The organism is Kitasatospora sp. NPDC091207, from assembly GCF_044768625.1.
Taxonomy (GTDB): domain Bacteria; phylum Actinomycetota; class Actinomycetes; order Streptomycetales; family Streptomycetaceae; genus Kitasatospora.
Genome location: NZ_JBIVVS010000004.1, coordinates 204632 through 229993, shown reverse-complemented (window position 1 = coordinate 229993; position 25362 = coordinate 204632). Strand labels below are relative to the sequence as shown.

At 71.9% G+C, this 25362-nt stretch carries 19 protein-coding genes and 5 pseudogenes; 14 read left to right on the top strand and 10 right to left on the bottom strand.

The annotated features are described in order from the left end of the window. Positions 1 to 22 precede the first annotated feature (22 nt). Complete coding sequence (locus tag ACIQTO_RS10760) at positions 23 to 1213, top strand: alpha/beta hydrolase (protein ID WP_402385784.1); 1191 nt, start codon at positions 23 to 25, stop codon at positions 1211 to 1213. 6 nt (positions 1214 to 1219) lie between these two features. On the opposite strand, the pseudogene ACIQTO_RS10755 reads toward ACIQTO_RS10760, so the two are convergent. Next, positions 1220 to 1441: pseudogene (locus tag ACIQTO_RS10755) on the bottom strand (hypothetical protein); the annotation flags it as partial. Between the two features lie 310 nt (positions 1442 to 1751). Here ACIQTO_RS10755 and ACIQTO_RS10750 point away from each other — a divergent pair. Both ACIQTO_RS10750 and ACIQTO_RS10745 read left to right on the top strand, forming a co-directional pair. Then, the gene (locus ACIQTO_RS10750) at positions 1752 to 3146 is read left to right on the top strand and encodes an amino acid permease (RefSeq protein WP_402385781.1); all 1395 of its coding nucleotides are present in this window, start codon (positions 1752 to 1754) and stop codon (positions 3144 to 3146) included. Positions 3147 to 3687: 541 nt separating this feature from the next. Next, on the top strand, positions 3688 to 3927 hold the full coding sequence (locus ACIQTO_RS10745; RefSeq protein ID WP_402385779.1) for a DUF6296 family protein: 240 nt from the start codon (positions 3688 to 3690) through the stop codon (positions 3925 to 3927). Here ACIQTO_RS10745 and ACIQTO_RS10740 read toward each other — a convergent pair. Next, positions 3894 to 4428 (bottom strand): annotated as a pseudogene (locus tag ACIQTO_RS10740) (CinA family protein). The gene ACIQTO_RS10745 and the pseudogene ACIQTO_RS10740 overlap by 34 nt on opposite strands. A 147-nt stretch (positions 4429 to 4575) precedes the next feature. Between ACIQTO_RS10740 and ACIQTO_RS10735 the strand changes: the two are divergent. Continuing rightward, entirely contained in the window at positions 4576 to 5682 is a 1107-nt protein-coding gene (locus ACIQTO_RS10735) for a glutamate--cysteine ligase (protein ID WP_402385776.1), read from the top strand. Between the two features lie 11 nt (positions 5683 to 5693). Here ACIQTO_RS10735 and ACIQTO_RS10730 read toward each other — a convergent pair whose 3' ends face one another. From ACIQTO_RS10730 to ACIQTO_RS10695, 8 genes and pseudogenes are all read right to left on the bottom strand, one after another. Further along, complete coding sequence (locus ACIQTO_RS10730; RefSeq protein ID WP_402386288.1) at positions 5694 to 5960, bottom strand: hypothetical protein; 267 nt, start codon at positions 5958 to 5960, stop codon at positions 5694 to 5696. A gap of 146 nt (positions 5961 to 6106) precedes the next feature. After that, entirely contained in the window at positions 6107 to 7072 is a 966-nt protein-coding gene (locus ACIQTO_RS10725) for an SDR family NAD(P)-dependent oxidoreductase (protein WP_402385774.1), read from the bottom strand. 51 nt (positions 7073 to 7123) lie between these two features. Continuing rightward, on the bottom strand, positions 7124 to 8308 hold the full coding sequence (locus ACIQTO_RS10720) for an alcohol dehydrogenase catalytic domain-containing protein (protein WP_402385771.1): 1185 nt from the start codon (positions 8306 to 8308) through the stop codon (positions 7124 to 7126). Positions 8309 to 8467: 159 nt separating this feature from the next. Next, positions 8468 to 8674: pseudogene (locus ACIQTO_RS10715) on the bottom strand (hypothetical protein); the annotation flags it as partial. A gap of 96 nt (positions 8675 to 8770) precedes the next feature. Then, on the bottom strand, positions 8771 to 9010 hold the full coding sequence (locus ACIQTO_RS10710) for a hypothetical protein (RefSeq protein WP_402385768.1): 240 nt from the start codon (positions 9008 to 9010) through the stop codon (positions 8771 to 8773). Positions 9011 to 9214: 204 nt separating this feature from the next. After that, positions 9215 to 9445 carry a hypothetical protein gene (locus tag ACIQTO_RS10705; protein WP_402385765.1) on the bottom strand — a complete coding sequence of 77 codons (231 nt, stop codon included), beginning with the start codon at positions 9443 to 9445 and terminating at the stop codon, positions 9215 to 9217. Between the two features lie 65 nt (positions 9446 to 9510). Continuing rightward, entirely contained in the window at positions 9511 to 10467 is a 957-nt protein-coding gene (gene ligD, locus ACIQTO_RS10700; RefSeq protein WP_402385763.1) for a non-homologous end-joining DNA ligase, read from the bottom strand. Between the two features lie 543 nt (positions 10468 to 11010). After that, a complete protein-coding gene (locus ACIQTO_RS10695; protein ID WP_402385761.1) occupies positions 11011 to 11565 on the bottom strand; it encodes a type 1 glutamine amidotransferase domain-containing protein in 555 nt (184 codons plus the stop codon). Between the two features lie 446 nt (positions 11566 to 12011). On the opposite strand from ACIQTO_RS10695, the gene ACIQTO_RS10690 reads away from it, so the two are divergent. The 10 genes and pseudogenes from ACIQTO_RS10690 to ACIQTO_RS10645 all read left to right on the top strand — a co-directional run bounded on the left by ACIQTO_RS10690 (position 12012) and on the right by ACIQTO_RS10645 (position 25340). Further along, on the top strand, positions 12012 to 13799 hold the full coding sequence (locus tag ACIQTO_RS10690) for a thiamine pyrophosphate-requiring protein (protein ID WP_402385758.1): 1788 nt from the start codon (positions 12012 to 12014) through the stop codon (positions 13797 to 13799). Between the two features lie 3 nt (positions 13800 to 13802). Continuing rightward, positions 13803 to 16862, top strand: coding sequence for an FAD-binding and (Fe-S)-binding domain-containing protein (locus tag ACIQTO_RS10685; RefSeq protein ID WP_402385757.1), 3060 nt, complete (start codon positions 13803 to 13805; stop codon positions 16860 to 16862). A gap of 235 nt (positions 16863 to 17097) precedes the next feature. After that, complete coding sequence (locus ACIQTO_RS10680; protein ID WP_402385754.1) at positions 17098 to 18207, top strand: enolase C-terminal domain-like protein; 1110 nt, start codon at positions 17098 to 17100, stop codon at positions 18205 to 18207. Positions 18208 to 18290: 83 nt separating this feature from the next. Beyond that, complete coding sequence (locus tag ACIQTO_RS10675) at positions 18291 to 20051, top strand: glycoside hydrolase family 15 protein (protein WP_402385751.1); 1761 nt, start codon at positions 18291 to 18293, stop codon at positions 20049 to 20051. 233 nt (positions 20052 to 20284) lie between these two features. Next, positions 20285 to 20341 (top strand): annotated as a pseudogene (locus ACIQTO_RS10670) (hypothetical protein); the annotation flags it as partial. A gap of 67 nt (positions 20342 to 20408) precedes the next feature. Then, positions 20409 to 20603 carry a DUF1360 domain-containing protein gene (locus tag ACIQTO_RS10665; protein ID WP_402385748.1) on the top strand — a complete coding sequence of 65 codons (195 nt, stop codon included), beginning with the start codon at positions 20409 to 20411 and terminating at the stop codon, positions 20601 to 20603. Between the two features lie 37 nt (positions 20604 to 20640). After that, positions 20641 to 20946 carry a WhiB family transcriptional regulator gene (locus ACIQTO_RS10660; RefSeq protein ID WP_402385746.1) on the top strand — a complete coding sequence of 102 codons (306 nt, stop codon included), beginning with the start codon at positions 20641 to 20643 and terminating at the stop codon, positions 20944 to 20946. A 105-nt stretch (positions 20947 to 21051) separates the two neighbouring features. Beyond that, positions 21052 to 21513: pseudogene (locus ACIQTO_RS10655) on the top strand (SRPBCC family protein); the annotation flags it as partial. A 500-nt stretch (positions 21514 to 22013) separates the two neighbouring features. After that, positions 22014 to 24182 (top strand): catalase, encoded by a 2169-nt coding sequence (locus ACIQTO_RS10650; protein WP_402385743.1) that lies wholly within the window; start codon positions 22014 to 22016, stop codon positions 24180 to 24182. A gap of 201 nt (positions 24183 to 24383) precedes the next feature. Next, positions 24384 to 25340 carry a TIGR03557 family F420-dependent LLM class oxidoreductase gene (locus tag ACIQTO_RS10645; RefSeq protein WP_402385740.1) on the top strand — a complete coding sequence of 319 codons (957 nt, stop codon included), beginning with the start codon at positions 24384 to 24386 and terminating at the stop codon, positions 25338 to 25340. The last annotated feature ends 22 nt before the right edge of the window (positions 25341 to 25362 follow it).

Here is a 25362-nt window from a genome sequence, read left to right as displayed (position 1 = left end):
CCGAACGGTGGTGACGTGACCTGTGGGACTGACCAGTCACAAGCTCCTGGCACTGTGCGCGGTGCTGGCGGTGCTGTCGGTACTCGCAACACTGTGGATCTGGCCGCGGCTGGCGTACCGCAGCTGGCCCGCCCTGTTCAGCCGGCTCGCCACCATCGCCTCCACCCAGGTCCTGCTGCTGTGCACGCTCGGGCTGCTGGCCAACGACTACTTCGTGTTCTACAGCAGCTGGGGCGACCTCCTGGGCCACAACCGCCAGACGGCGACCATCCAGGGCACCGGACACTCTCCCGGCACCGGGACCGGCACCGGGGCGGCCGGCGTGCAGCTCCTCGGGCGCGAGCAGGTACCCGCGACCGGCAGCCTGGGCCAGGACCCGGCACAGGTCGGCAGACTCGACCGGGTGCGCATCCCGGGCGGCTCCACCGGGTTGTCCACCGACGGCTACGTCTACCTTCCGCCGCAGTACTTCCAGGAGCCGTTCAAGGACCAGCGCTTCCCCGCGGTCGTCGTCATGACGGGCTTCCCCGGCGATGCGAAGAACCTGATCACCAAGCTCCGCTACCCGGCGACCGAGCTCCAGCTGATCAGGAGCGGCGCCATGCAGCCCACCATCCAGGTGCTGATGCGGCCGTCGCCTTCGATGCCCCAGGACAGCGAGTGCGAGGACATCCCCGGAGGCCCGCAGGCCCAGACCTACTTCACCACGGACGTGCCGCGGGACCTCAGAGCGTCCTACCGGATCCTCTCCGGCGGCGGCAGCCTCGGGGTGATGGGCGACTCCACCGGCGGGTACTGCGCGCTCAAGCTCGCCATGGAGCACCCCGACGTGTTCGCCGCCGCCGTGTCGCTGTCCGGCTACTTCAAAGCGGCCGAGGACCTCACCACCGGCGACCTGTTCGCGGGCAGCCGGCAGCGCCGCGACCAGGCCGACCTCAACTGGAGACTCGCCCACCTGCCCGCACCCCCGGTCGCTGTCCTGCTCGCCGACAGTAAGGAGGACGGCAGCACCTACGCCGACTCGCGGGCGTTCGCCGCCGCCGCCCGCCCGCCGATGACCGTCACCCAGGCGACCGTCGACGCCGGGGGACACAACTTCACCACCTGGGTCCGTCTGCTCCCCCCGTCCCTCAGCTGGCTCAGCACTCACCTCTCCACCCCCGCACGGCCAGGCGCTTCCCCCTCCGCCGCACCCATTCCTCCCTCGCGCTAGCTAGCCGGCGAACTCGTGCTGCCCCGCCGGCACCGTGCGGCCCGGCTTCAGGACCCAGCGGTAGACCAGCACGCCGCCGGACTCCTGAGCGGTGACGGTGAAGTCGTCGCTCGGCAGGGTCCGCCAGTTGCCGGTGTCCCGTACGTCGCCGGTCTGGGCGATGCGCAGCTCCACAGAGAGTGAGGTGAGCGGCTGGGCGGTCTTGAGGACGAGGTTGTGCTGGGCCCACTGCCCCTTGACACGAGGAGTCGGTTCCGCGCGTTCCTCACAGCCGCACGATCGCCAGCTCGGCCTGACTGCACGGTTCATGCGGGACGAACCGGCGACATATCTCGGTGACGCTGCGTCATATTCGGAGTCATGGCGGTGGACAGAGCGCGTCAAGGTGACGAAGTGCGGGCCTGTGATGGTCGTCGATCCTTAACGGCTTCTTGATGCCTCACTGGCGGGTTCTTGTCGTACCGTTAACGCTCGGTGTGCCGGGAAGCCTGGTCGGCGATTGACGTTTGTCGTTCCTCGACGCGAGAGGCTTCCTGCTGTGGCTGCTCCCAAGCTCGCCGGTCCTGCTGTGACCCCGCCCCCGCCGCTTTCGCGTGGGCCGCGCCGGTCGGTGCTGTTCTTCGCGTTCGCATTCGCGGTGATCGCCGATCCCGTGTCATCCGTCGCGTACGCGATCGAGGCGGCCCTGCACGCTCTGCACGGCGACCTGGCACTGCTGCTGCCGACCATGGCGTTGGTGGTCGGCCTGGTCGTGGTGGTGACCGCGAACTACTGGCAGCTGGTACGGCGCTTCCCGAAGGGAGGCGGCGCGGCCGCGGCGGCCGGGAAGGCGTTCGGCGCGAAATGGACATTCCTGCCGATCGGGGCCCTGGTCGTGGACTTCGTGCTCACCATCGGCATTTCCATCGCGGCTGCCGCGAGCGCGGTGATCGCGCTGTTCCCGGGCCTGGCGCCGATCCGGATCCCGCTGGCGCTGGTGCTTCTGGTCGTCGTGGCCGGGCTGACCTGGTTCGGGCACGGCGGGCGGCTGCTGTTCGCCGCCATGACGGTGGTCTTCGTGTTCGCCGCTGTCACGGTGGTCGTGCTCGGTTTCGCGGCTCCGCACGCCGTCGGCACCGCCCCGGCCCGGACCGACCCGGGCCGTTCGGCGGTGTTGGCGGTGGTGATGGCCTTCCCGGTGGCGATGGCGCTGGCCACCGGTGTCGAGGCGCCGTCGACCGCGATCGCGCAGCTCGGCCAGCTCGACGACACCCACCGCCGGCGCTTCGGCCGCGGCACCCTCGCCCTGCTGCTGGTCATCGTGGGCGGCCTCACGCTGGCCCTGACCGCCCTTTCGGTGAAACTCCACATCGGCCTGCCGGGCGCCGACTCCACGCAGATCGCCGACATTGCTCACGCTGCTGTCGGCCCCGGTTGGCTCTACAGCACGTTCCAGCTCACCAGTTCCCTGCTGCTGCTCGCTGCGGCCAGTTCCTCCTTCCAGGCCGGGCCCGGTCTTCTCAAGGCCCTGGCCGGCAGCGCCGAGCGGCCCGGCGTGCTTCCCGTGATCCTCGGCCGGACCAACCGTCACCACACCCCGTACTGGTCGGTGGTGGTGTATTTGGCCGCCGCAGCCGTGATCATCGTCGCCGCCGCCGGGCAGGAACAGGAGCTGGTGCTGTTCTACGCGGTGTCGGTGTTCGTCAGCTTCCTGGTCGGCCTGCTGGCCATGGCCCGCTTTGCCCGCAGTGAGCGAAAGCCCGCACTGGCTGCGGTCAACGCGCTGGCAGCGGCAGCCGTCGCCTTCACTCTGGTGGTGAACCTGCTGCGTGGCTGGCCGGTGCTCTCCCTGGTCGCCACGGTGTTGATCGGCGGCGGCCTGTTCGTGCGGTGGGTGCGCGCCGGAAGCCCGAGCGGAATCGAGGACATCGAGCGGCAGGCTGAAACCGGCTGACACGGCTCCGCCCGTACGGCTGCCGCGCCTCGCCCGGTCCGGCGACGGCGATTTCCTCGCGGTCCACCTGTCTACCCCCGGGCGACCGGCGGTGACGCGGTCCTGTTCGGTGGGCCGTCGGACCGGACCCAGTACGCGTGAAGGAGCAGCCCGACCACCGGGCCGGCCGCGGCCGACATCAGTGGCCAGCCGGTGCGGGCTTCCCAGCAGCCAGATGCGCGGTCGGTGGCCGATAGGGCGTTGCCGGGGTGCCGGCCGGCCCAGGGCGTGCCGAAGGTCCGCGGACGGAGGCGGCCGCAGTCGTCAGGAGCAGGACGACGGTGAGACCGAGTGCGATCCGGAGCAGGCCGTGGTTGCCTGGGAGTGCGGGCGGAACGGCACATCGGAAGCAGGCTCGTGGGAGTGTTCGCCGTGATCCACCGGCAGGCCGGTGGGCCCAGCGCGATCGCCACGACGCCCACGGTGGCGAGAGCGGAGGTGAACGCGATGCCGCCCAGGCGTGCTCTGCGGGGCAGCGGCCGGACATCGGCCGCAATCTGCCATGCCCACGCCATCACCCGCGCCCCCCGCCGACGGGAAGCCGTCCAACCCGCCGCCGCGTTTTGCTGTCACCCTGCCCGGCGCCCCGGCCACCGGCGAGCGAGTCGCCGACGGCACCCTCGTCTACGCAGACAGCCACGGAACCTTCCGCGTCGGGATCATCGGAGCCACCGCCCGGCTCCTGCCGGAGCCCGGCGGACAGGGCCGTCACACCTGCCTGCACGCGACCCCGCTTCCCTGACCCCGGGGCCGGCGGTGAGGAAGCTGTCGGCTAGCTCGGGGGCCGGAGTTCGTCGCGGAGAAGTTGCAGGGCCGCGAGGAGGGCCGCAGGCTGACTGACGTCCCGATCGGTGCTGGTGGGAGTGGCCGCACAGCCGCGGCCGAGTGCGGGCCAGCGACCGCGACGAACACCGTCCCAACGCCACATCCGTCCTGCGGCGCGGGCCCGGCCACGCAGGTGGTGGCCACACCGTACGTGGCGTGCGCGAGCCGTCGGACACCCTCCGCCTCCCGGGCGGCAACCTGGGGATGACCGCTCCGACCGCGCCAGCAGGTCGCCTTCCACGCCGAGCAGCTCCTCCTTCAGATCGGTCGCATAGGCTACGAGCCCACCACGAAACACGGCCGACGCACCCGGAGCCGCTGCCGGCTGCGCGCACAGCTGCCCGCCGGTCAGTGATTCCGCTCCGGCGACGGTGGGCCCGGCGGCGGCCAGTGCCGCGATGACCTGGCGAACCAGCACTCCGGCCTGGTCCAGGCCTCCTCGTTATGGGCCGGTGCAACCAGGGCCGATCACCTCCCGTCCTGCGTCTGCCCCGCCGGGCTCACCTGATTCCGCCGGCCCCGCCCCTGCCGCGGCCAGCCGCATGCGCGTTCCGCTCCCGGGTACATGCTCAGCATGCTGACCCTCGGCATCGAAGAGGAATACCTCCTGCTCGACCCCGCCACCGGGCTCCCGGTGGCCCGCGCCGCCCAGGTGCGCGAGGCCGCCAGCCTCCAACCGGCTCTGGAGCGCGACGAGGTTCAGCGAGAACTGCTCCAGGCCCAGTTGGAGGTCGCCACCCCCATCTGCCACGACCTGGAGGAAGCCGGCGGGCACCTGCTGCGGATGCGCCTGGCCCTCGGCGAGGCCGCCCGGCAGGAAGGCTGCCGCCTCGCCGCGTGCGGCGCCGCGCCCTTCACCGACCCTCTGCCGGTCCCCGTCACCGACACCGCCCGCTACCGCACCATGCGCTCAGACACCCGGCTGCTCACCGATCAGCAGCTGATCACGGGCATGCACGTCCACCTCGGCATGCCCGACCGCGGCGCGGGCGTCACCGTGATGAACGGACTGCGTCCATGGCTGCCCCTGCTGGTCGCCCTCGCCGCGAACTCGCCGCTGTGGCAGAACACGGACACCGGATTCGCGAGCTGGCGCACCATTGTCTTCGGCCGGTGGCCCGTGAGCGGGCCGCCGCCGCACTTCCCCGACGCCGGCGCCTACGACCGGCGTACCCGGGCCCTGGTGGACGGCGGGCTGATTCGCGACATCAAACAGGTCTACTGGCACATCCGGCTGTCCGAGCGCTTCCCCACCGTCGAGATTCGCACCATGGACGTCCAGCTGCGCCCGGACGAAGCGGTGATGCTCGCCGGCGTCGTACGCGCCCTTGCGACCCGCGCCCTCGGCGACGCGAAGGGCCGGTGCGGCGTCCCGTCCGTCGAGCAGGAGATGCTCGCGGCCGCCGTGTGGCACAGTGCCCGGCACGGCTGCACGAGCACAGTGCTCGACCCGTTCTCCGGCCGGCTGTCCACAGTCGGCGAAGCGGTGGGAGCCCTGCTGGACCACGTCGCCCCGGTGATCGAGGACAGTGCGGACGAGCGGCACATTGTCCCTGTGCTGGAGCGCATGCAGCGGGACGGTAACGGCGCCGTCCGCCAGCTGCGTCAGCTGCGGAAGGCGGGCCGCGACGGACTCGTGGCACTGATCACCGACCAGACCACCGGCGTGTGACCCGTCCGTTCTCACTCCTCGACGGCCACACGCACGCTGTCCAGGCCTGGATCGGCCGCGTCCGGGATCACCACGCCCGCCCGGACTCCGCTGTGCAGGTACTCCAGCACGTCACGGTTGAGGCGCTCGCCCGGCAGCGCAGCGGGGATCCCGGGCGGGTAGGGGGTGAACATCTCCGCCGTGACCCGCCCCAACACATCGGTCCACGGCGGAGGGATGGCCAGCGCCTTCGCCCGGTCCAGCTCCTCGACGGTCACCCGCGCGTCGCGGGACGTCAGGTAGCGACAGCCGCGGCTGGTGCCGCCGGCGCCGGTACCCGGGGCTGTGCGGGTCGCTGGTTCTCAGGCGCATCGGCCAGGGGTTCCGTTCTGGGGTGGCCACATCGGCCCGGTGGGGGTCCAGGTGGCGGGGGGCCGGGGTGCGCTCAGGGGTCGGTACGGGGGCGGGGTTCCGCCAACCGCGCGCCGGCCCGGTCCCCGAGGGCGGTGACCCACGCAGGCAGGCTGGACTGCTTCGCCGCGCGGGCGCCCTGGACGTCGTGGCGTGGCCGGTCACCAGTGGCGGGCAGGGTTCGGGCGACCAGGCCGAGCAGGCGCGCGGTGGTGGCGGGCGCGAGCCCCTGCAACCGGACGCCGACCTTGGCCGCGGGGGTGAGGACCAGTTCGGGGCGGCGACGCTCGGCCGCCCGGACGATCGCGCGGGCGGCGCGTTCGGCGTCCATCGAGAGCAGCGGCATGGAGGCCGCGGCGGCGAACCAGGAGTACTCGGCTCCGGGGCGACCGTGGAAGCGTGCGGCGGTGTGCGATCCGGTGCGCATCAGCCCCGGCAGGACGGTGGTCACGCTCACTCCCATTCCCGCCAGTTCCGCCCGCAGGCCCTGGGAGAACCCGGCGGCGGCGAACTTGGCGGCCACGTAGGGCAGCAGGTGCGGGGCGGGGATCCGGCCGCCGACCGAGGAGACCGTCACCACCGTGCCGGCACTGCTGGCCCGCAGGTCGGTTAGTGCGGCCAGCGTGAGGCGCAGCGGCGCGAAGTACATGGTCTCCATGGCCTGGCGGAAGTCCTCCTCGCGCAGGGCCTCCACGGGGCCGACCTGGATGATGCCTGCGCTGTTGACGAGGATGTCGAGCGGGCCGAAGCGTTCGTGCACTGCGTCCAGGAGCCGGCGGGGGGTCTCGGGGTCGGTGATGTCGCAGCTGAGGGCGACGGCGTCCGCTCCGTCGGCTCGCAGCTGCCGCTCTGCCCGGCCGAGGGCGTCCGCGTCACGGGCGCAGAGCATGACCCGGGCGCCGTGGCGGGCAAGCTCCCGGGCGATGAGCAGGCCGAGCCCGCGGGAGGAACCGGTGACCAGCGCGGTGCGGTTCGCGAAGCGGTGCGGTCGTGCGGTCATGGTGGACTCCCGGGGTTCGGGGGCTCTCGTCGGCAGGGGGCGTGCTGGTGGTCAGGGCTTGAAGAGCACCTTCACGGCGCCGTCCTGCTTCTTCTGGAACATCTCGTACGCCGCGGGGGCCTCGTCGAGCGGGACGTGGTGGGTGGCGAAGGTGTCGACGCCGAGCGGGTCGTCGTCGGTGAGCAGGGGAAGGATGCCGTCGACCCAGCGGTGCACGTTGGCCTGGCCCATGCGGAGTTGGATCTGCTTGTCGAACATGGTGAGCAGGGGCAGCGGGTCGGTCTGGCCGCCGTAGACGCCCGAGAGGGAGATGGTGCCGCCGCGGCGCACGATGTCGATGGCGAGGTAGAGGGCGTGGAGGCGGTCGATGCCGACGTGTTCCATCATCTTGGCGGCCACGGCGCTCGGCAGCAGGTTGGTGGCCTGGGCGGCGAGCTTCGCGCCGGGCGAGCCGTGGGCTTCCATGCCGACGGCGTCGATGACCGCGTCCGGGCCGCGGCCGTCGGTGAGGTCACGGATGACGTCGGAGAGGTCCTTGCCGTGCTCGTGGAGGTCCAGGACGTGCACGCCCCGCCGCCTGGCTCGGGTGAGGCGTTCGCCGACGAGATCGACGCCGATCACCTGGCCTGCGCCGCGGTGCAGGGCGATCCGGCAGCTCATGTCGCCGATCGGCCCCAGGCCCAGGACGACGAGGCTGCCGCCTGCGGGCACATCCGCGTACTCGACGGCCTGCCACGCGGTGGGCAGGACGTCGGAGAGGAAGACGAAACGGTCGTCCTCGGGGCCGTGCGGCACCGTGATCGGCAGGGTGTTCCCGAACGGGACGCGCAGCAGTTCGGCCTGCCCGCCGGGGACCTGTCCGTAGAGCTTGGTGTAGCCGAACAGTGCGGCGCCGCTGCCGTACTCCCGCACCTGGGTGGTCTCGCACTGCGAGTGCAGGCCCTGCCCGCAGGTGTGGCAGGTCCCGCAGGACACGTTGAACGGGATCACCACCCGGTCGCCCGCCGCCACGGCGGTGACCTCGGGCCCGACCTCCTGGACGATGCCCATGGGCTCGTGGCCGAGGATGTCACCGACGTCGAGGAACGGACCGAGGACCTCGTAGAGGTGGAGGTCCGAGCCGCACAGGCCGCTGGTGGTCACCTTGATGATCACATCGGTCGGATCCTTGATCGCCGGATCGGGAACGGTGTCGACACGGACATCCCGCCGGCCGTGCCAGGTCAGGGCCTTCATCGTCACTCCTCACGGGGCCGTACCAACACTCGCTCTTCCGCGTCTGTCCACTTAGCTGCCGCGAAAACGGGCACCCCCACGCAGGCTTGTTGCCGGGCCGAAGCCATCGCTTCGGCCCGGCAACAAGCCTGAACCCCCGCGGCCATGAGGGCGGGAGGTTCAGTTCGCCGTTGCCGGGAAGCGTTCCCAGACCCGGTGCGTGCCGAGCTGCTCCACCAGCGCCGAGACGGCCTGCGCGGCGTCGGTCGCGGTGAACACGCCGGGGGCCTGCGGATCGAGTCTCGCCGCCGCCCACAGGCCGCGGGCGTCCGCGAGGCCGGCGAGAGGCTTGGCGTGCCGGTAGGCCTCGTTGACGAGGAGGACGGCGCGGGAGTCGAGGGCGGGCCGGCCGCCGAGCGACGGCGCTGACTTGGCCTCGCGGGCACCGTGGTGGTCGGCGCCGCGCGCGGACGCGTCCGGCGATCACGTGCTCGCGCTCGACGGGCTCAGGTTCAGCCAGAACTGGCGCGGCCGGCTGAAGTGGTCGGCGAACGAGGCGGGCGCTTCGCGGACCGTGGCTGTGGCCGCGATCGGGACGGGGCGTTCGATGTAGGCGTGTTCCCCGGCGAAGGACGGGCAGCCGCCGTCCAGCGAGTTCGGCTTGTAGCGGGCGACGCCGCTGTGCACGTCGCCGTGGGAGCGCAGCAGGAAGGCGGTCTGCACCCACCGCTCCGCCGCGTCCGTCGCCGTGCCGGGCGTGAGGAAGGAGCGGACCCGGGGGACCGGGGTTCGCTCCTGCCGTACGGGGTGCAGGTGCCGCAGGGGTCCGCGATGCGGTCGCTCCTGATCTCCATGCTCACCTCCGCGATGGATCACGGCCGCAACCGCACCCGGCACTTGACCGGCCACACACGGGGACGGCGTGGTCTATGGCTGCCCGTGCTGCTGCGGCGGCGAGGAGGGAGAAGGGCTCGGTCGGTGGGGCGGCGCCGGCGGCCCCTCCTCGCCGAAGCCGAGCATGTGCCGGGCGGCGGTGCGGTAGTAGCGCGCCAGGTCGGCCTTGGTGATGGCGTCGTCGGGGAAGAACACCTTGTCGGGGCGGCTCAGTTGCACGGTGTGCCGGCCGGCCCGGAGCTCCGCTGTCGCGGTGGGGTTCATCGGGGGCCTCCGAGGGGTTGTTCGCGGACCACCGTGGTGGCGGGCTTGTCGTCGCGCAGCCCCAGTTAGCGGGGGTGGCGCAGCAGGCCGGCGCGGGTCCACTCGGTGAAGCCGATCTGCGTGACGAGTTCCGGGCGGACCCAGTGGAGGGCGCGCTCGCGGGTCTCGTCGGCGAACGGTCGACGGTCCTGCCGGCGGGCGTCGAGGCGTCGGCGAAGGTCCAGGAGGGTGCGGGTGTCGTAGCCGGTGCCGACCTTGCCCGCGTAGCGCAGATCGCCGTCCTGGTAGTAGCCGACCAGGAGCGCACCGAACCCGACCCGGGTGCCGGCGGGCTCGGTGAAGCCGCCGATGACGAGTTCCTGGCCGCAGCCGCAGCCGCACTTGAGCTTGAGCCAGTCGCCGGAGCGCCGGTGGACGTACGCGGAGTCGGCCCGTTTGGCGATCAGGCCCTCCCAGCCGCGGGCGCACTCGTGGTCGAGCAGGTCCTGGTCCCAGGTGTTGCGGTGCGGGGTGAAGCGCAGCGGGTCGTCGAAGTCGAGGGCGTCGCGGAGCAGGGCCTTGCGGGTGCGCAGCGGCAGGGCGGTCGTGTCGCGCCCGTCCGGGCGCAGGAGGTCGAAGAGGTAGTAGAGGACGGGGACGCCGCTGGCGAGGGCGGCGTCGGGGTCGGTCAGGCCGCTGCGTTGCTGCAGCAGCGAGAAGTCGGTTCGTCCGTGGTGGAGGGCGACGATCTCACCGTCCACGGCGAAGTCCCGGCAGTGCTGGGCGCGGAGGGCGTCGACGAGTTCCGGGTAGGTGGCGTTGCGGAGTTGGCCTCGGGAGAGCAGGCGGACCCGGTCGCCGTCGCGGGCGGCCAGGGCGCGTACGCCGTCCAGCTTCCGTTCGAAAAGCCAGGCGTCGTCGAAGGAGCGGCGGTCGGAGAGCAGGGCCGGCATGGGCCGCTGGGCCTCGCCGTCCTCGCGTCGCGGGGCCGGACGAAGGCGGCTGAGCTGGTCGGCGGGCAGCCGGTCGAGCAGCGAGGTCATCACGGATCCCCTGCTGCGGCGTCGGCGGCGACCTGCTTGAGCGTGCGGCCGGTGTGCGCGGAGCGGGCGCATTCAGCTACACCCCGTCCCGGAGAAAAGAGGCTCGGCGGAGAACTCAGGAACGATAGGGACAAGGGGCACGGGTCCGTGCCTCCCTTCGGGCCAGCCGCTTCGCGGCGCGCACGGCCCGGACTTCGACCGCCCGGTGGCACGGCTGATCGAGCAGGTCACCGGACACAACGCCTACGAGGAAGCCCAGCTCCTCCCCGCAGGTCCGTGCGGCGAAAGCCCTCCCGGAGCTGCAGCACCTGGGACACCGGGTCCGGGATCCGAAGGAACTGACCGCCGGCCTTCCCCGGACCGAGGCTTTGTCGGCGCAGCCGGCAGATCCGCTGCCGCCACCGGAGCGCGGTTTGGTGCGGCGATCGCGGGAGTTCTTCACCCCCACCGGCAGCTGGGCCTGACGACACCCAGGAGTGGATGGCCAGTCCGTGCGGGGGAGCACCGCTGCCCACGCATGTCGGTCGGTGTGGTTGCCGGCCGCTAAGCCTTGGCGAAGACGGTCACCAGCGCGTCGCCGAACGCATCCAGGTCGTCCGGCTTGCGGCTGGTGACGAGCACGTTGGGTCCGGCGGTACAGACCTGGACCTGCTCGTCGACCCATCGGGCGCCGGCGTTGACCAGGTCGGTGCGCAGGCTGGGCCACGAGGTGAGAGTGCGCCCACGGACCGTATCGGCCTCGATCAGCGTCCACGGGGCGTGGCAGATGGCGGCGACGGGCTTCCCGGCGTCGAAGAACGCTCTGGCGAAGCCCACTGCGGCGGAGTCGAGCCGCAGCGCGTCCGGGTTGGCGACGCCGCCCGGCAGCACCAGGCCGTCGTACTCGTCGGCCGAGACGTCGGCGACGACGTCGTCCACCTCGAAGGTGTCGCCGCGGTCCAGGTGGTGGAACGCCTGGATCCTGCCGCTCTTCGTGGACACCAGGCGCGCTGTGCCACCGGCCTGGGCGACCGCTTGCCAGGGCTGGGTCAGTTCCACCTGTTCCACGCCTTCGGGCGCGGCGAGGAACGCGACGGTCTTTCCCTGCAACGTGGCCATGAGCAGCGGTCCTTCCCGCATGTGTCGTGTCTGGGCGCCAATGGCCCGGGGACACCGGTTGACAGCGTCAGTGCGCTGCGGTGAGCAGCTTCAAGGCTTCCACACACCCCCGTTTCCTGCCCGCTCGATCACCCGCGTCCACTCACGGCCCATCGCACGTACGAACATCTCTCCACTGGCCGGGAGGCCAAGGCCTGCCGACTTCGAGACCCGAAACCGTCCGGCATCGGCGCGGCCCTCCCGCCACACGGGGCGCCCACACGGGTGCGTCCGGCAGGCCTCCCGGTCGGACGGGCCGGCCGCGGTGACACTGCCCGCAGCTTCGAGCGCCCGCCGTACCGATGCTGCGAAAGCCGGTTTCATCGCGGCACCAGCGGTTAGCCGCGCTCATAGGCCCAACCCGGCGCCCCCACGGTGCCGGGACCGCGCAGTGGAGGAGCTGGGTGATGAAGGTTTCCGATTACATGCTGGAGCGGCTGCGTGACTGGGAGGTGGAGTACGTCTTCGCCTTCCCCGGGGACGGGATCAACGGGCTGCTCGCCGCCTGGGGCCGCGCCGAGAACACGCCGCGGTTCGTGCAGGCGCGGCACGAGGAGATGGCCGCCTTCGAGGCCGTCGGGTACGCGAAGTTCTCCGGTCGCACCGGGGTGTGCGCGGCCACCTCGGGCCCTGGCGCGATCCACCTGCTGAACGGGCTCTACGACGCCAAGCTCGACCACGTGCCGGTCGTCGCGATCGTCGGCCAGACCGACCGCAGCGCGATGGGTGGCTCCTACCAGCAGGAGGTCGACCTGCTCAGCCTGTTCAAGGACGTGGCCTCGGAGTTCTGCGAGATGGTCACCGTCCCAGCCCAGCTGCCCAACGTGCTGGACCGCGCGATGCGCATCGCGGCCACCCGGCGCACGGTCACCGCGGTGATCATCCCGGCCGATGTGCAGGAACTCGACTACGAGCCCCCGGCGCACGCGTTCAAGCAGGTCCCGTCCAGCCTCGGCATCCCCCACTACGCCCCGGTCCCGGCCGACGAGGATCTCGCGAAGGCCGCGGAGATCCTCAACGTGGGCGAGAAGGTGGCGATGCTGATCGGGCAGGGCGCCCGCTCGGCCCGACCCGAGGTGGACCAGGTCGCTGACCGGCTCGGCGCCGGCGTTGCGAAGGCGCTGCTCGGAAAGGACGCGCTTCCCGACACCCTGCCGTACGTCACGGGATCGATCGGCCTGCTCGGCACCCGCCCGTCCTACGAGATGATGCGGGACTGCGACACCCTCCTCGTGGTCGGATCCAGCTTTCCGTACACCCAGTTCCTGCCCGAGTTCGACCAGGCACGAGCCGTGCAGATCGACATCGACCCGTCCATGGTCGGACTGCGCTACCCGTTCGAGGTCAATCTCGTCGGCGACGCCGGCGAGACCCTTCGCCGGCTGATCCCGCTGCTGGAGCCCAAGGCGGACCGCACCTGGCGCAAAACAGTGGAGGACAACGCGGCACGCTGGTGGGAGGTCATGCAGCGCCGCGCCGAGGTGTCCGCGGACCCGGTCAACCCCGAACTCGTCGTCCACGCCCTGGACGCGCTGTTGCCCGACAACGCGATCCTCGCCGCGGACTCTGGGTCCGCGGCGAACTGGTACGCCCGGCACCTGCGGATGCGCGGCGACATGCGCGGATCTCTGTCGGGCACCCTGGCGACCATGGGCCCGGGCGTGCCGTACGTGATCGGCGCGAAGTTCGCGCACCCCGACCGTCCGGCGATCGCGATCGTCGGTGACGGCGCCATGCAGATGAACGGCCTCGCCGAGCTGATCACCGCCGTGAAGTACTACCGGGAGTGGGCCGACCCGCGCATGGTCGTCGCCGTGCTGAACAACCACGACCTGAACCAGGTCACCTGGGAGATGCGCGCGATGCAGGGAGCCCCGCAGTTCGAACCCTCACAGAGCCTGCCCGACGTCCGCTACGCCGACATCGCCAGGACATTCGGCCTTGCCGGGGTGAGGGTGGAGCGGCCCGAGGACGTGGAGTCGGCGTGGCGTCAGGCGCTGGCGGCGGACCGGCCGTTCGTCATCGACTTCCGCACCGATCCGGCGGTGCCGCCGATTCCGCCGCACGCCAGTTGGGACCAGATCAAGGCCGCGGCGCTCTCCGTCCTCAAGGGCGACAGTGACCGGGCATCGGTGGTCCAGCAGGGCGTCAAGGCGAAGATCCAGGAGTTCCTGCCCGGCAACGGACGGAGCTGACCGATGTCCGGCAGCCAGAAGGTCGATCTCGCCGCACTGGAACACGCGCTTCGCGCGGAGGTGGACGGCGAGGTCCGCTTCGACGCGGGCAGCCGCGGGGCGTACGCGACCGACGGCTCCAACTACCGGCAGGTCCCGATCGGCGTGGTCGTACCCCGCACGGTGGAGGCCGGTGCCGCCGCGGTGGCTGTGTGCGCCCGGTTCGGCGCGCCGGTGCTCTCGCGCGGGGGCGGTACCAGCCTCGGGGGGCAGTGCACCAACGAGGCGGTGGTCATCGACTGGACCAAGTACTGCAACCGCCTGCTCTCGGTGGACCCCGAGGCGCGGACCTGTGTGGTCGAGCCGGGCATCGTGCTGGACGAACTCAACCGGCAACTCGCGCCGCACGGGCTGAAGTTCGGGCCGAAGCCGTCCACGCACAGCCACTGTGCGCTGGGCGGCATGATCGGCAACAACAGCTGCGGGGCCTCCGCCCAGGCCTACGGCAAGACCGTCGACAACGTCCACCGCCTGGAAGTGCTCACGTACGAGGGAACCCGATTCTGGGCCGGCCCGACGGACCGGGCGCAGTTCGAGCGGATCATGACCGAAGGCGGCGGGCGCGCCCGGCTGTACCAGGGCCTGAAGGACCTCGCCGACCGCCATCTGGCCGAGATCCGCACGGGCTACCCGAAGATCCCGCGCCGGGTCTCGGGCTACAACCTGGACTCCCTGCTGCCCGAGAACGGCTTCGACATCGCCCGCACGCTGGTCGGCAGCGAGGGCACGCTGGTGACCGTCCTGCGGGCCGAGCTCGAGCTGGTCGAGGTGCCGGCGGCGGAGGCGCTGCTGGTCCTGGGCTTCGACGACATCTACCAGGCCGCCGACGCCGTCCCGGACCTGCTCGAACACAGCCGCCCCACCCAGTTGGAGGCCATCGACGGGCGCATGGCGCAGCTCATGCGCGAGGAGCACGCCTACCTGGACTCGCTGGACAGCCTGCCCGAGGGGGACAGTTGGCTGCTGGTCCAGTTCACCGGCGACACGAGGCAGGAGGCGGACGCGCAGGCGTACGAGCTGCTGCAGGCGCTGGACCGCGAGGAGGACGACCCACGGGTGGCGCTCTCCGATGATCCGGCGCGGGAGCAGGAGATGCTCAGGGCCCGTGAGGCGGGACTCGGCGTCACCGCCCGGCCGCCGGACGGCTCCGAGACCTGGGAGGGCTGGGAGGACTCCGCGGTGGCGCCGGAGAAACTGGGCGACTACCTTCGCGACCTGGAGCGTCTCTTCGACCACTACGGCTACCAGCAGGCCTCCCTGTACGGGCACTTCGGGCAGGGCTGCGTGCACACCCGGATCCCGTTCGAACTACGCGAAGGCAAGGGCATCGAGGACTTCCGCGCCTTCCTGTTCGACGCCGCCGACCTGGTCGCCTCCTACGGCGGGTCGCTGTCGGGCGAGCACGGGGACGGGCAGGCCCGCGGCGAGCTGCTGCCCCGCATGTTCACCCCCGCCCTGATCGAGGCGATGGCCGAGGTCAAGGCGCTGTTCGACCCGGGCAACCGGATGAACCCCGGCAAGGTCGTCCACCCCCACCGCGTGGATACCAACCTGCGCCTCGGCGCCACCTGGAGGCCCGAACCGCTGGAGACGCACTTCGCGTACGCCGAGGACGGCAACGACTTCGGCCGGGCGGTGCTGCGCTGCGTCGGGATCGGCAACTGCCGCACCCACCAGGGCGGCGTGATGTGCCCCTCCTACCGCGCCACCGGAGAGGAGGAGCACTCCACCCGCGGCCGGGCACGCCTTCTGTTCGAAATGCTCGGCGGCCACGACGACTCCCCGATCACCGGCAGCTGGCGCTCCACCGAAGTCCGCGACGCCCTCGACCTCTGCCTGGCCTGCAAGGGCTGCAGGTCCGACTGCCCGGTCGGCGTCGACATGGCCACCTACAAGGCCGAGTTCCTCGCCCACCACTACGAGGGCCGGCTGCGCCCGGCCGCCCACTACGCCATGGGCTGGCTCCCGCTGTGGGCACGGCTGGCCCGTGTCGCACCGGGCCTGGCCAACGCCGCCCTGCACGCCCCTGGTCTCGGGTGGCTGGGTAAGCGGTTGGCAGGGATCGACCCGCGCCGCGCCGCGCCCCTGTTCGCCGCCGAGTCGTTCCAGGAGTCCTGGCACCGACCCGGCAGGCATGAGCCCGACCCGGCTGATCCGCGCACCGTGCTGCTGTGGCCGGACACCTTCACCAACCACTTCCACCCCCACATCGCCGAGGCCGCGGTCCGCGTGCTGGAGGACGCCGGTTTCCGGGTAGCGGTGCCGGACGGGCCGGTGTGTTGCGGCCTGACGTGGATCTCCACCGGCCAACTCGTCACCGCCCGAACAGTCCTGAAGCGCACCACGACAGTGCTGCGGCCGTGGCTGGAGGCCGGGACGCCGATCATCGGTCTCGAACCCTCCTGTACTGCGGTCTTCCGCACCGACGCCCCCGACCTGCTCGCCGGGGACCAGGACATCACCCGCCTCGCGGCGCAGATGCGGACCTTCGCCGAACACCTCGTCAACCACGCGCCCGACGGCTGGCAACCCCAGCGGATCAGCCGGGCGGCGACCGTGCAGACCCACTGCCACCAGCACGCCGTCCTCGGCACCGACCCGGACCGCGAACTGATGCGCCGCGCGGGCCTGGATGCGAACGTGCTCGACGAGGGTTGCTGCGGCCTGGCCGGCAACTTCGGCTTCGAGCAAGGCCATTACGACCTGTCCCGAACCATCGCCGAGCAGGGCGTCCTGCCCGCCGTCCGCGACACCGCGCCCAGCGCCTTCGTCCTGGCCGACGGCTTCAGCTGCCGCACCCAGATCGACCAAGCCGATACCGGCCGCCAGGCGCTGCACCTGGCCGAGGCCCTCGCCCTGGCCATGGACGGACCACCGCCCAGCGACCGCCCCGAGAAGGCGGTCCCGCGCCCCGGGCCGCGCACCGCCGCGACCCGGCTGCTGACAGCAGGCGTGGCGGGAACCGTGACCGGCCTGGCGGCGGGCGCTGTCCTCGCCGCCCGACACCGTGCCAGGAGGAGGTAATTACCGTGGATTCCCTGCACGAGCGGCTCCACCGAGGGACCCGGGCCGCCGGCGTCAACGGCGACCGCCGCCGACGCCCACCGATATCCCGGCCCGAAGGCGCCTGCGGCCCCGCCGGACGGGGGCAGGACCTGTGCCGCGACGCTTCGCGCGAAGCAGTCCGCGAGCCGGTCGGCTTCCGGCTCCGCACCGGCCCCGGGTCCGGCCTCGCCCAGCGACTGGCTGACGCGGCGTCATGACCGCTGCCACCGCCCCGATCGTCGAGGAACTGCAGGTGCAGGTCCTCAACTTCCCCACTGACACCCCGGAGGCCGACGGCACACTCGCCTGGGACTCCACCACCATGGTCCTGGTCCACGCGCGCTGCGGCAGTACCACCGGCGTGGGCTGGACCTACGGCGCACCCGCCACCGCCCACGTGATCACCGGACAACTCCGGGACACGGTTGTCGGCCGCCCGGCGTTCGACGTCCCGGCCGCGAACGAGGCGATGAGCCGCGCGGTGCGCAACGCCGGCCGGCCCGGCCTGGTCGCCGGCGCGATCTCGGCCGTCGACATTGCCCTGTGGGACCTCAAGGGCCGCTTGCTCGACCTCCCGCTCATCGACCTGCTCGGCGCCGCCCGGGGCGAGGTCCCCGTGTACGGCAGCGGCGGCTTCACGACCTACACCGAGCGGCAACTCGCCGAGCAGCTCGAAGGCTGGGCCGAGCAGGGCTTTACCCACTTCAAGATCAAGATCGGTGAGAGCTGGGGCACCGAGGAGCGGCGCGATCTGGAGCGCACCGAGCAGGCCCGCCGTCTGGTCGGCGACGACGCCGAGCTGTACGTCGACGCGAACGGCGCCTACACCCGCAAGCAGGCCGTCCGCGTCGGACGGACGCTGGCCGGCCTGGGTGTGAGCTGGTTCGAGGAGCCAGTCTCCTCCGACGACCTCACCGGCCTCGCCCTCGTCCGCGACGCCCTCACCGCCGACGTCGCGGCCGGCGAGTACGGCTACGACCTGCCCTACCTCGCCCGCATGGCCCCGGCCGTCGACTGCCTGCAGGCAGACGCCACCCGCTGCGGCGGCATCACGGTCTGGCTGCGCGCCGCCGCCCTCGCGCAGGCGCACGGTCTCCAGCTGTCCGGGCACTGCGCCCCGCACATCCACGCCCACGCGGCCGCCGCGATCCCCAACCTGCGCCACCTCGAGTGGTTCCACGACCACGTCCGGATCGAGAACCTCCTGTTCGAGGGAACCCTCAGGCCGGTCGGCGGATCCGTGCGCCCGGGCCGGAGCGGGGAGCCCGGCCTCGGCCTGACGATCCGGTCCGAGGTGGCGGAGCACGTCCGTGTCCACGCCTGAGGAGGGCCGGCCCACCCACGACAGCAACCGCCGGGCGCCATCCCGCCCGCGGACACGTGGCCCCGCATCGAGGAGATGAGACGTTGACCGCCTTCACCGATGACCCGCCCGCCCCCCACGCCCTGCGCGACTACGCCCTGCTCGCGGACGGCGAGCGCGGCGCCCTGGTCGGACCGCGCGGCGACATCGTGTGGATGTGCGCACCCACCTGGGACAGCGACGCCGTATTCTCCGCCCTCATCGGCGGCCCCGGCTGGTACACCGTCACCCCCACCGAACCGTTCGTCTGGGGCGGCTACTACGAGAGCGGCAGCCTCATCTGGCGCAGCCGCTGGACCACCACCGGCGGCCTCGTCGAATGCCGCGAAGCCCTCGCCCACCCCGGCGACCCGCACCGGGCGGCGGTGCTGCGCCGGATCCTGGCCGTCGACGGTGACGCCCACCTCGATGTGGACCTGCGACCGGCAGCAGGCTTCGGCGCCCACCGGCTGTGCCAGGTGCGTCAGGACGGCCAGGGACGGTGGACGGCCCGGGCCGGGGAGCTGTACCTGCGCTGGAGCGGCGCACCGGACGCACGCAGCAGCGACGCGGGGCTGCACACCACCGTGCGGCTGGAATCCGGGGCCGGCCACGACCTGGTCCTGGAGATCTCCGACCGCCCGCTGCCGCGACCGGAGCCGGCCGATGTGCTGTGGCGGAGCACCGAGGCGGCCTGGGAGACGCGTGTGCCCGCCCTCGCGGGAACGATCGGGCAACGGGACGCCCGGCACGCCTACGCGGTCCTGGCCGGCCTGACCGGCCCCGGCGGCGGCACGGTGGCCGCGGCCACCACGAGCCTGCCGGAGCGGGCCGAGCAGGGCCGCGACTACGACTACCGGTACGTGTGGATCCGCGACCAGGCCTACATCGGCCAAGCCGTCGCGGCCGCCGGACCGCACCAGCTGCTGAACGACTCCACACGCTTCGTCACCGCCCGCCTGCTCGAACACGGCCCGGCGCTCGCTCCCGCCTACACCGCCACCGGTGCGCCAGTGCCCGACCGGCGCACCCTCGACCTGCCCGGCTACCCCGGCGGCTTCGACGTGGTCGGCAACCACGTCAACCGCCAGTTCCAGCTGGACGTGTTCGGGGAGAGCCTGCTGCTCCTTGCGGCAGCCGCCCGCCACGACCGCCTCGACGCGGACGGCTGGCAGGCCGCGCTCACCGCCGCCGACGTGATCGCCACCCGGCACCGCGAGCCGGACGCCGGGATCTGGGAACTGCACGACGACCGCTGGGCACACAGCCGTCTCACCTGCGCCGCCGGCCTGCGCGCGATCGCCGCCGCAGCCCCCCGCACCGACACTGGGCGCGCCGGCGGCTGGGAGGCGCTGGCGGACGCGATCGTCGCCGAAACCTCCGCCGACTGCCTGCACCCCACAGGCCGGTGGCAGCGCTCCCCGAACCAGGCGGGGGTGGACGCGGCCCTGTTGCTGCCCGCCATCCGCGGCGCCCTTCCCGCAGAGGATCCCCGCACCACCGCCACCCTGCACGCGGTGCGCGCCGACCTTGCTCGGGACCACTACGTCTACCGGTTCCGCCATGACCAGCGGCCCCTCGAAGCCGCCGAAGGCGCGTTCCTGCTGTGCGGATTCGTGATGGCCCTGGCCGAGCACCAGCAGCACAACGAGGTGGAGGCGGTGCGCTGGTTCGAACGCAACCGCGCCGCCTGCGGACCGCCCGGCCTTTACGCGGAGGAGTTCGACGTCGCCCAGCGCCAGCTGCGCGGCAACCTGCCCCAGGCCTTCGTCCACGCCCTGATGCTCGAAGCCGCCGCCCGGCTGGCGCGGCCTGCCCAGTTCTGAACCGCCGTTCCACCCGCAGAAGGCAGGAGTCGACCGTGAAGCCGACCCGTCCGATCCGCTGGGCCCGGCGCGCAGCCACCGCTCAGCAGGACGCCTACCAGGGCGAGGAGGAGCGGCCACTGGCCGGCTACCTCGCCTTGCTGGGCACGTACACGAGCGTTGTCGCGGGGATCGCTGGGGCTGCGTGCGCCGCCCGGCGCCCGCTGCCGCGCCTGGGGCCCTTCGCGGTCGTGATGCTCGCCGGCGCCACCCACCAACTGGCGCGGATGCTGACCAAGGACCCGGTCACCAGCCCCCTGCGGGCCCCGTTCACCCGCTACCGCGGTACCGCAGGAACCTGCAGAGCTGGAGGAGGACGTGCGCGGCACCGGCATGCGCCACGCCGTGGGCGACCTGGCCACCTGCCCCTACTGCGCCGGCCTGTGGACCGCCACCGCCTTGACCGTGGCCCACTTCTTCGCCCCCGCCGCCGCGCGCGTGATCACTACCGCCCTCAGCGCCGGCGCCGACCTGCTGCAGTTGTGCTGCGGCCGACTCCAGGACGACTCCTGACCGCGAGGCCCCTCCTGCCTATCAAGAGAGGAATCCGATGACCGACATCTCACGCCTGCCCGGCGCCTTCGAACACCACTGGAACTGGCAGCTGCGAGCGGCGTGCCGGCACCTCGGCACCGACCTCTTCTTCCACCCCTCCGGGGAGCGCGGCCAAGCCCACGACAGCCGCGAGGAAGCCGCGAAACAGGTATGTGCTCGCTGCCCGGTGGCCGACGCTTGCCGTGAGCACGCTCTGGAGGTTCGGGAGCCCTACGGGGTGTGGGGCGGCCTCACCGAAGACGAACGCCTCGAACTCCTCGCTCCCGCGCCCTCCCGACCCGCCGCGCGGCACGCAGCCTGACGCGCTGCCCGCGACCCGCTTCGGGCGATTACGACGGGGGACACCGGGAAGGCGCCCGACCGGTGACGAAAATATCCGGACTGAATCCTTCAGGAGGAAATCTCAATGAGCACCGTGAAGGAATCCATTGACGTCGACGTCCCGCTGCACCGCGCCTACAACCAGTGGACGCAGTTCGAGGACTTCCCCCGCTTCATGGCCGGCGTGGAGGAGGTCCGCCAGACCGACGACCGGCACTGCCACTGGACGACCAAGGTGGCCGGCGCCCGCCGCGAGTTCGACACCGAGATCATTGACCAGCTCCCGGACACGCGGATCGCGTGGCGCACCGTGAGCGGCGACGTGCAGCAGAAGGGCGTCGTCAGCTTCGAGTCACTGGACGACGCCCACACCCGCGTCATCCTGGCCATGGAGTTCGATCCCCAAGGCGTGACCGAGAAGGCGGGTGCCATGCTCGGCGTTCTCGACCGGCAGGTGAAGGGTGACCTCAAGCGCTTCAAGGGCTTCATCGAGGAGCGGGGCCAGGAGAGCGGCGCCTGGCGTGGGCGCGTCACCCCGGGCGATGCAGCGGGCCCGGTTACCGGGGACGCCCCCGTGCGGGAGACCCCACAGTCGCGGATGACCGCCGAAGGCGCTCCGCCGCCGCCCGACGACACCCAACTGGGCTCCCAGGGTGATCCGGCCTCCTCGGTCATCGACCCGGACGACATGCGGCACGGCTGACAGCCGGCCGACCGGTGGCCCGCCGATGCTCGACGGCCGCACCGCCCAGGCGGCCCCCGCTCTGGAACGCAGTCCCCGGCAACGTCGAGGTCCACGATGGCCTCGGCGTCGCCGGGGACTGGGCGGCGGGCTGCGGGCGGCCGGTTGGCCAGCGCCCGGCGTCGAACATGCTGAGGTCCGGGGATGTGGGGCTGCGGACGCGCTTTCGGGCTGCGGGCTCGCGGAGGCGCCTCTGGGCTCCGATCCGGGCGAGCCGGTTTCCGATCCCACCCGGTGGGCAGCCGCGACCATACCGCGGGGGCCACGGCCTGCCCGGTACCCCTCGAAGGACGGAGAGCGTGGAGATGACCATCAATCCCGGACCGCCCGAAGGACGCCCCCATGCGCCCCTGGTCACCGAGACACCCGACCCGGGCCCTCCCGCTCGGGACGAGCGCGATGCCAAGGACACCGCACTGGACGCCTTCAGGGCACCCGGCCCGGACGGTCCGCTCACCACCGACCAGGGGGTGCGTGTCGACGACACCGACAACTCCCTGACCACCGGCGAGCGCGGCCCCACGCTGCTGGAGGACTTCCAGCTGCGGGAGAAGCTCACCCGCTTCGACCACGAGCGCATCCCCGAGCGGGTGGTGCACGCCCGCGGCGCGGGCGCGTACGGCTTCTTCGAACCGTACGAGTCGCTGGCCGAGTTCACCTGCGCGGACTTCCTCCAGGAGGCGGGGCACCGAACCCCGGTGTTCGTGCGGTTCTCGACCGTGCAGGGCCCGCGCGGCTCGGCCGACACCGTGCGTGACGTACGCGGATTCGCCACCAAGTTCTACACCCGGCACGGCAACTACGACCTGGTCGGCAACAACATGCCGGTGTTCTTCATCCAGGACGCGATCAAGTTCCCCGACTTCGTGCACGCGGTGAAGATGGAACCTCACAACGAGATCCCCACCGGCGGCTCCGCCCACGACACGTTCTGGGACTTCTGCTCGCTCCAGCCGGAGTCCACCCACATGCTGATGTGGGCGATGTCCGACCGGGCGATCCCGCGCAGCTTCCGGATGATGCAGGGCTTCGGCGTGCACACCTTCCGCCTCGTGAACGCCGACGGGCGCGGAACCTTCGTCAAGTTCCACTGGAAGCCGAAGCTCGGCGTCGCCTGCCAGGTCTGGGACGAGGCCCAGATCACCGCCGGACGCGACCCCGACTTCCACCGCCGCGACCTGTGGGAGGCGATCGAGGCCGGCGAATACCCGGAGTGGGAACTGGGCGTCCAGCTGATCCCGGAGGAAGACGAGTTCGCGTTCCCGTTCGACCTGCTGGACCCGACGAAGCTGGTACCGGAGGAACTCGTGCCGGTGCGGCCGGTGGGGCGGATGGTGCTGAACCGCAACCCGGAGAACTTCTTCGCCGAGACCGAGCAGGTCGCCTTCCACACCGCGAATATCGTCCCGGGTATCGACTTCACCAACGACCCGCTTCTGCAGGGCCGCAACTTCTCCTACCTGGACACCCAGCTGATCCGCCTGGGCGGCCCCAACTTCTCCCAGCTGCCGGTCAACCGGCCCCTCGTCGATGTGCGCAACAACCAGCGCGACGGCTACGGCCAGCAGGTGATCCACTCTGGTACCAGCTACGCGCCCGCTTCGGTCGGCGGCGGCTGCCCGGCCGCCATGGGCGGCGGCCGACTGCCCGAGGGGGTCTTCGAGCACTACCAGGAGCGGATCGACGGCGCGGCGATCCGCCGACGCAGCCCCAGTTTCGCCGACCACTACAGCCAGGCCTCGATGTTCTGGCGCAGCATGGCCGACTGGGAGCAGCAGCACATCGTCGCGGCGTTCGCCTTCGAGCTGGGCAAGGTGGCCGACCAGGAGGTGCGGCAGCGGATGGTGGCCAACCTGGTCCACGTCGATGCCGGCCTGGCCGCGGACGTCGCGCGGCACGTGGGCCTGCCGGAACCGGACGCGGAGCCTGTGGACCCTGGCTCGGGCGAGGACGGAGACGAGGCTGCCGGGCCGCGCCTGTCCCCGGCGCTGAGCCTGGACAACCTGGGTGCCGCCGGTATCCGCACCCGCAAGGTCGCTGTCCTGGCTGGGCCGGGGGCGGACGCCGCTCAGGTGCGCTCCGCCCACGAGCGGTTGGGCGCCGAGGGCGCCACGGTGGAGACCCTGGCAGCACGGGGCGGAGAGCTGGCCACCCGCGATGGCGAGAGTCTGCCGGTGGACCGCGCGTTGCCCACCACCGCCTCGGTGCTCTACGACGCTGTGCTGGTGCCGGACGGCGCCGACCAGGCGCTCGTCACCGACCCGGACGCCGTCCGCTTCGTCACCGAGGCACTGCGGCACGGCAAACCCATGGCCGTGCTCGGCTCCGGCACCGCGCTCCTGCAGGCCGCGGAGGCCGGCGAGCCGGACCGGATCGCCGGAGTCGCCGTCTGCGGCCCGGGGCAGACGGCCGGGACGTCGTTCTGGGACGCCTTCGTCCACCTCGTCGAACAGCACCGGTTCCCCCACCGCTGACTCGCGGGAGCCGAGCCGCCAGGTGCTGTCCTGTCCGCCCGCCGGTCTCCGTCCGCATCACCCGTTCGCGGTGGAGCGCACCGGCGGGCGGCGTTGTCAGGGACCGCTCGATGGATCTTCCGCTTAGCGTGGTGTCCGGCGCTGCCGGGGGTAGTCGCCTGACGAGCGGGGGCAGAACATTATGCGAAGGAGCGGGATCCGATGACCGAGTACGGCTACTTCCTGTCCTGTGAGGAGTTCACCCCGGCGGAGCTGATCGACCAGGCCCGTCGGGCGCAGCAGGCGGGCTTCACCCGCCTGGCCATCTCCGACCACTTCCACCCGTGGAACGAGGCGCAGGGCAACAGCGCGTTCGTGTGGTCGATGATCGGCGCGCTGTCGCAGGCCGTGAGCCTGCCCGTCACCACGCTGGTGACCTGCCCCACGGTACGGCTGCATCCGGCGGTCACCGCGCAGGCCGCAGCGACCTCCAGCGTCCTGCTCGACGGCCGGTTCGCCCTGGGCGTCGGCTCCGGGGAGGCGTTGAACGAGCACATCCACGGCGACCGGTGGCCCTCTTTCGAGGCGCGGGCCGAGATGCTGGAAGAGGCGGTCGAGGTGATGCGGGCGCTGTTCACCGGACAGCAGGTCAGTCACCGCGGCCGGCACTACACCGTCGACAACGCGCGCCTGTACACCGCGCCGGAGCAGCCGCTCCCGATCCTCGTGTCCGGATTCGGCCCGAAGGCCGCGGAGTTGGCCGGGCGGATCGGGGACGGGTTCGTCACCATGACCCCGGACGCGGACCTGGTGACCGCATTCCGGGACGGCGGCGGCGTCGGCAAGAAGGTGGTCGGCGGGGTGAAGGTGTGCTGGAGCAGCAACCGGGACAAGGCCGTCGACGTCGTACACCGCCTGTGGCCCACCGAGCTGCTGCCCGGCGAGCTGGCACAGATCCTGCCGACCCCGGCCCACTTCGAGCAGGCCGGCGAGCTGGTCACCCGCGACATGATCGCCGACGCCGTCACCTGCGGCGACGATGTGGAAGAGCACGTCGAGACGGTGCGCGCCTACGCGCGGGCCGGCTTCGACGAGGTGTACGTCGGACAGGTCGGCCCGGACCAGGAGGTGTTCTTCGACGCCTACCGCGAACTGGTCCTGCCGGCCCTTCAACGCTGACCTGCGGCACAGCAGGTGCGCC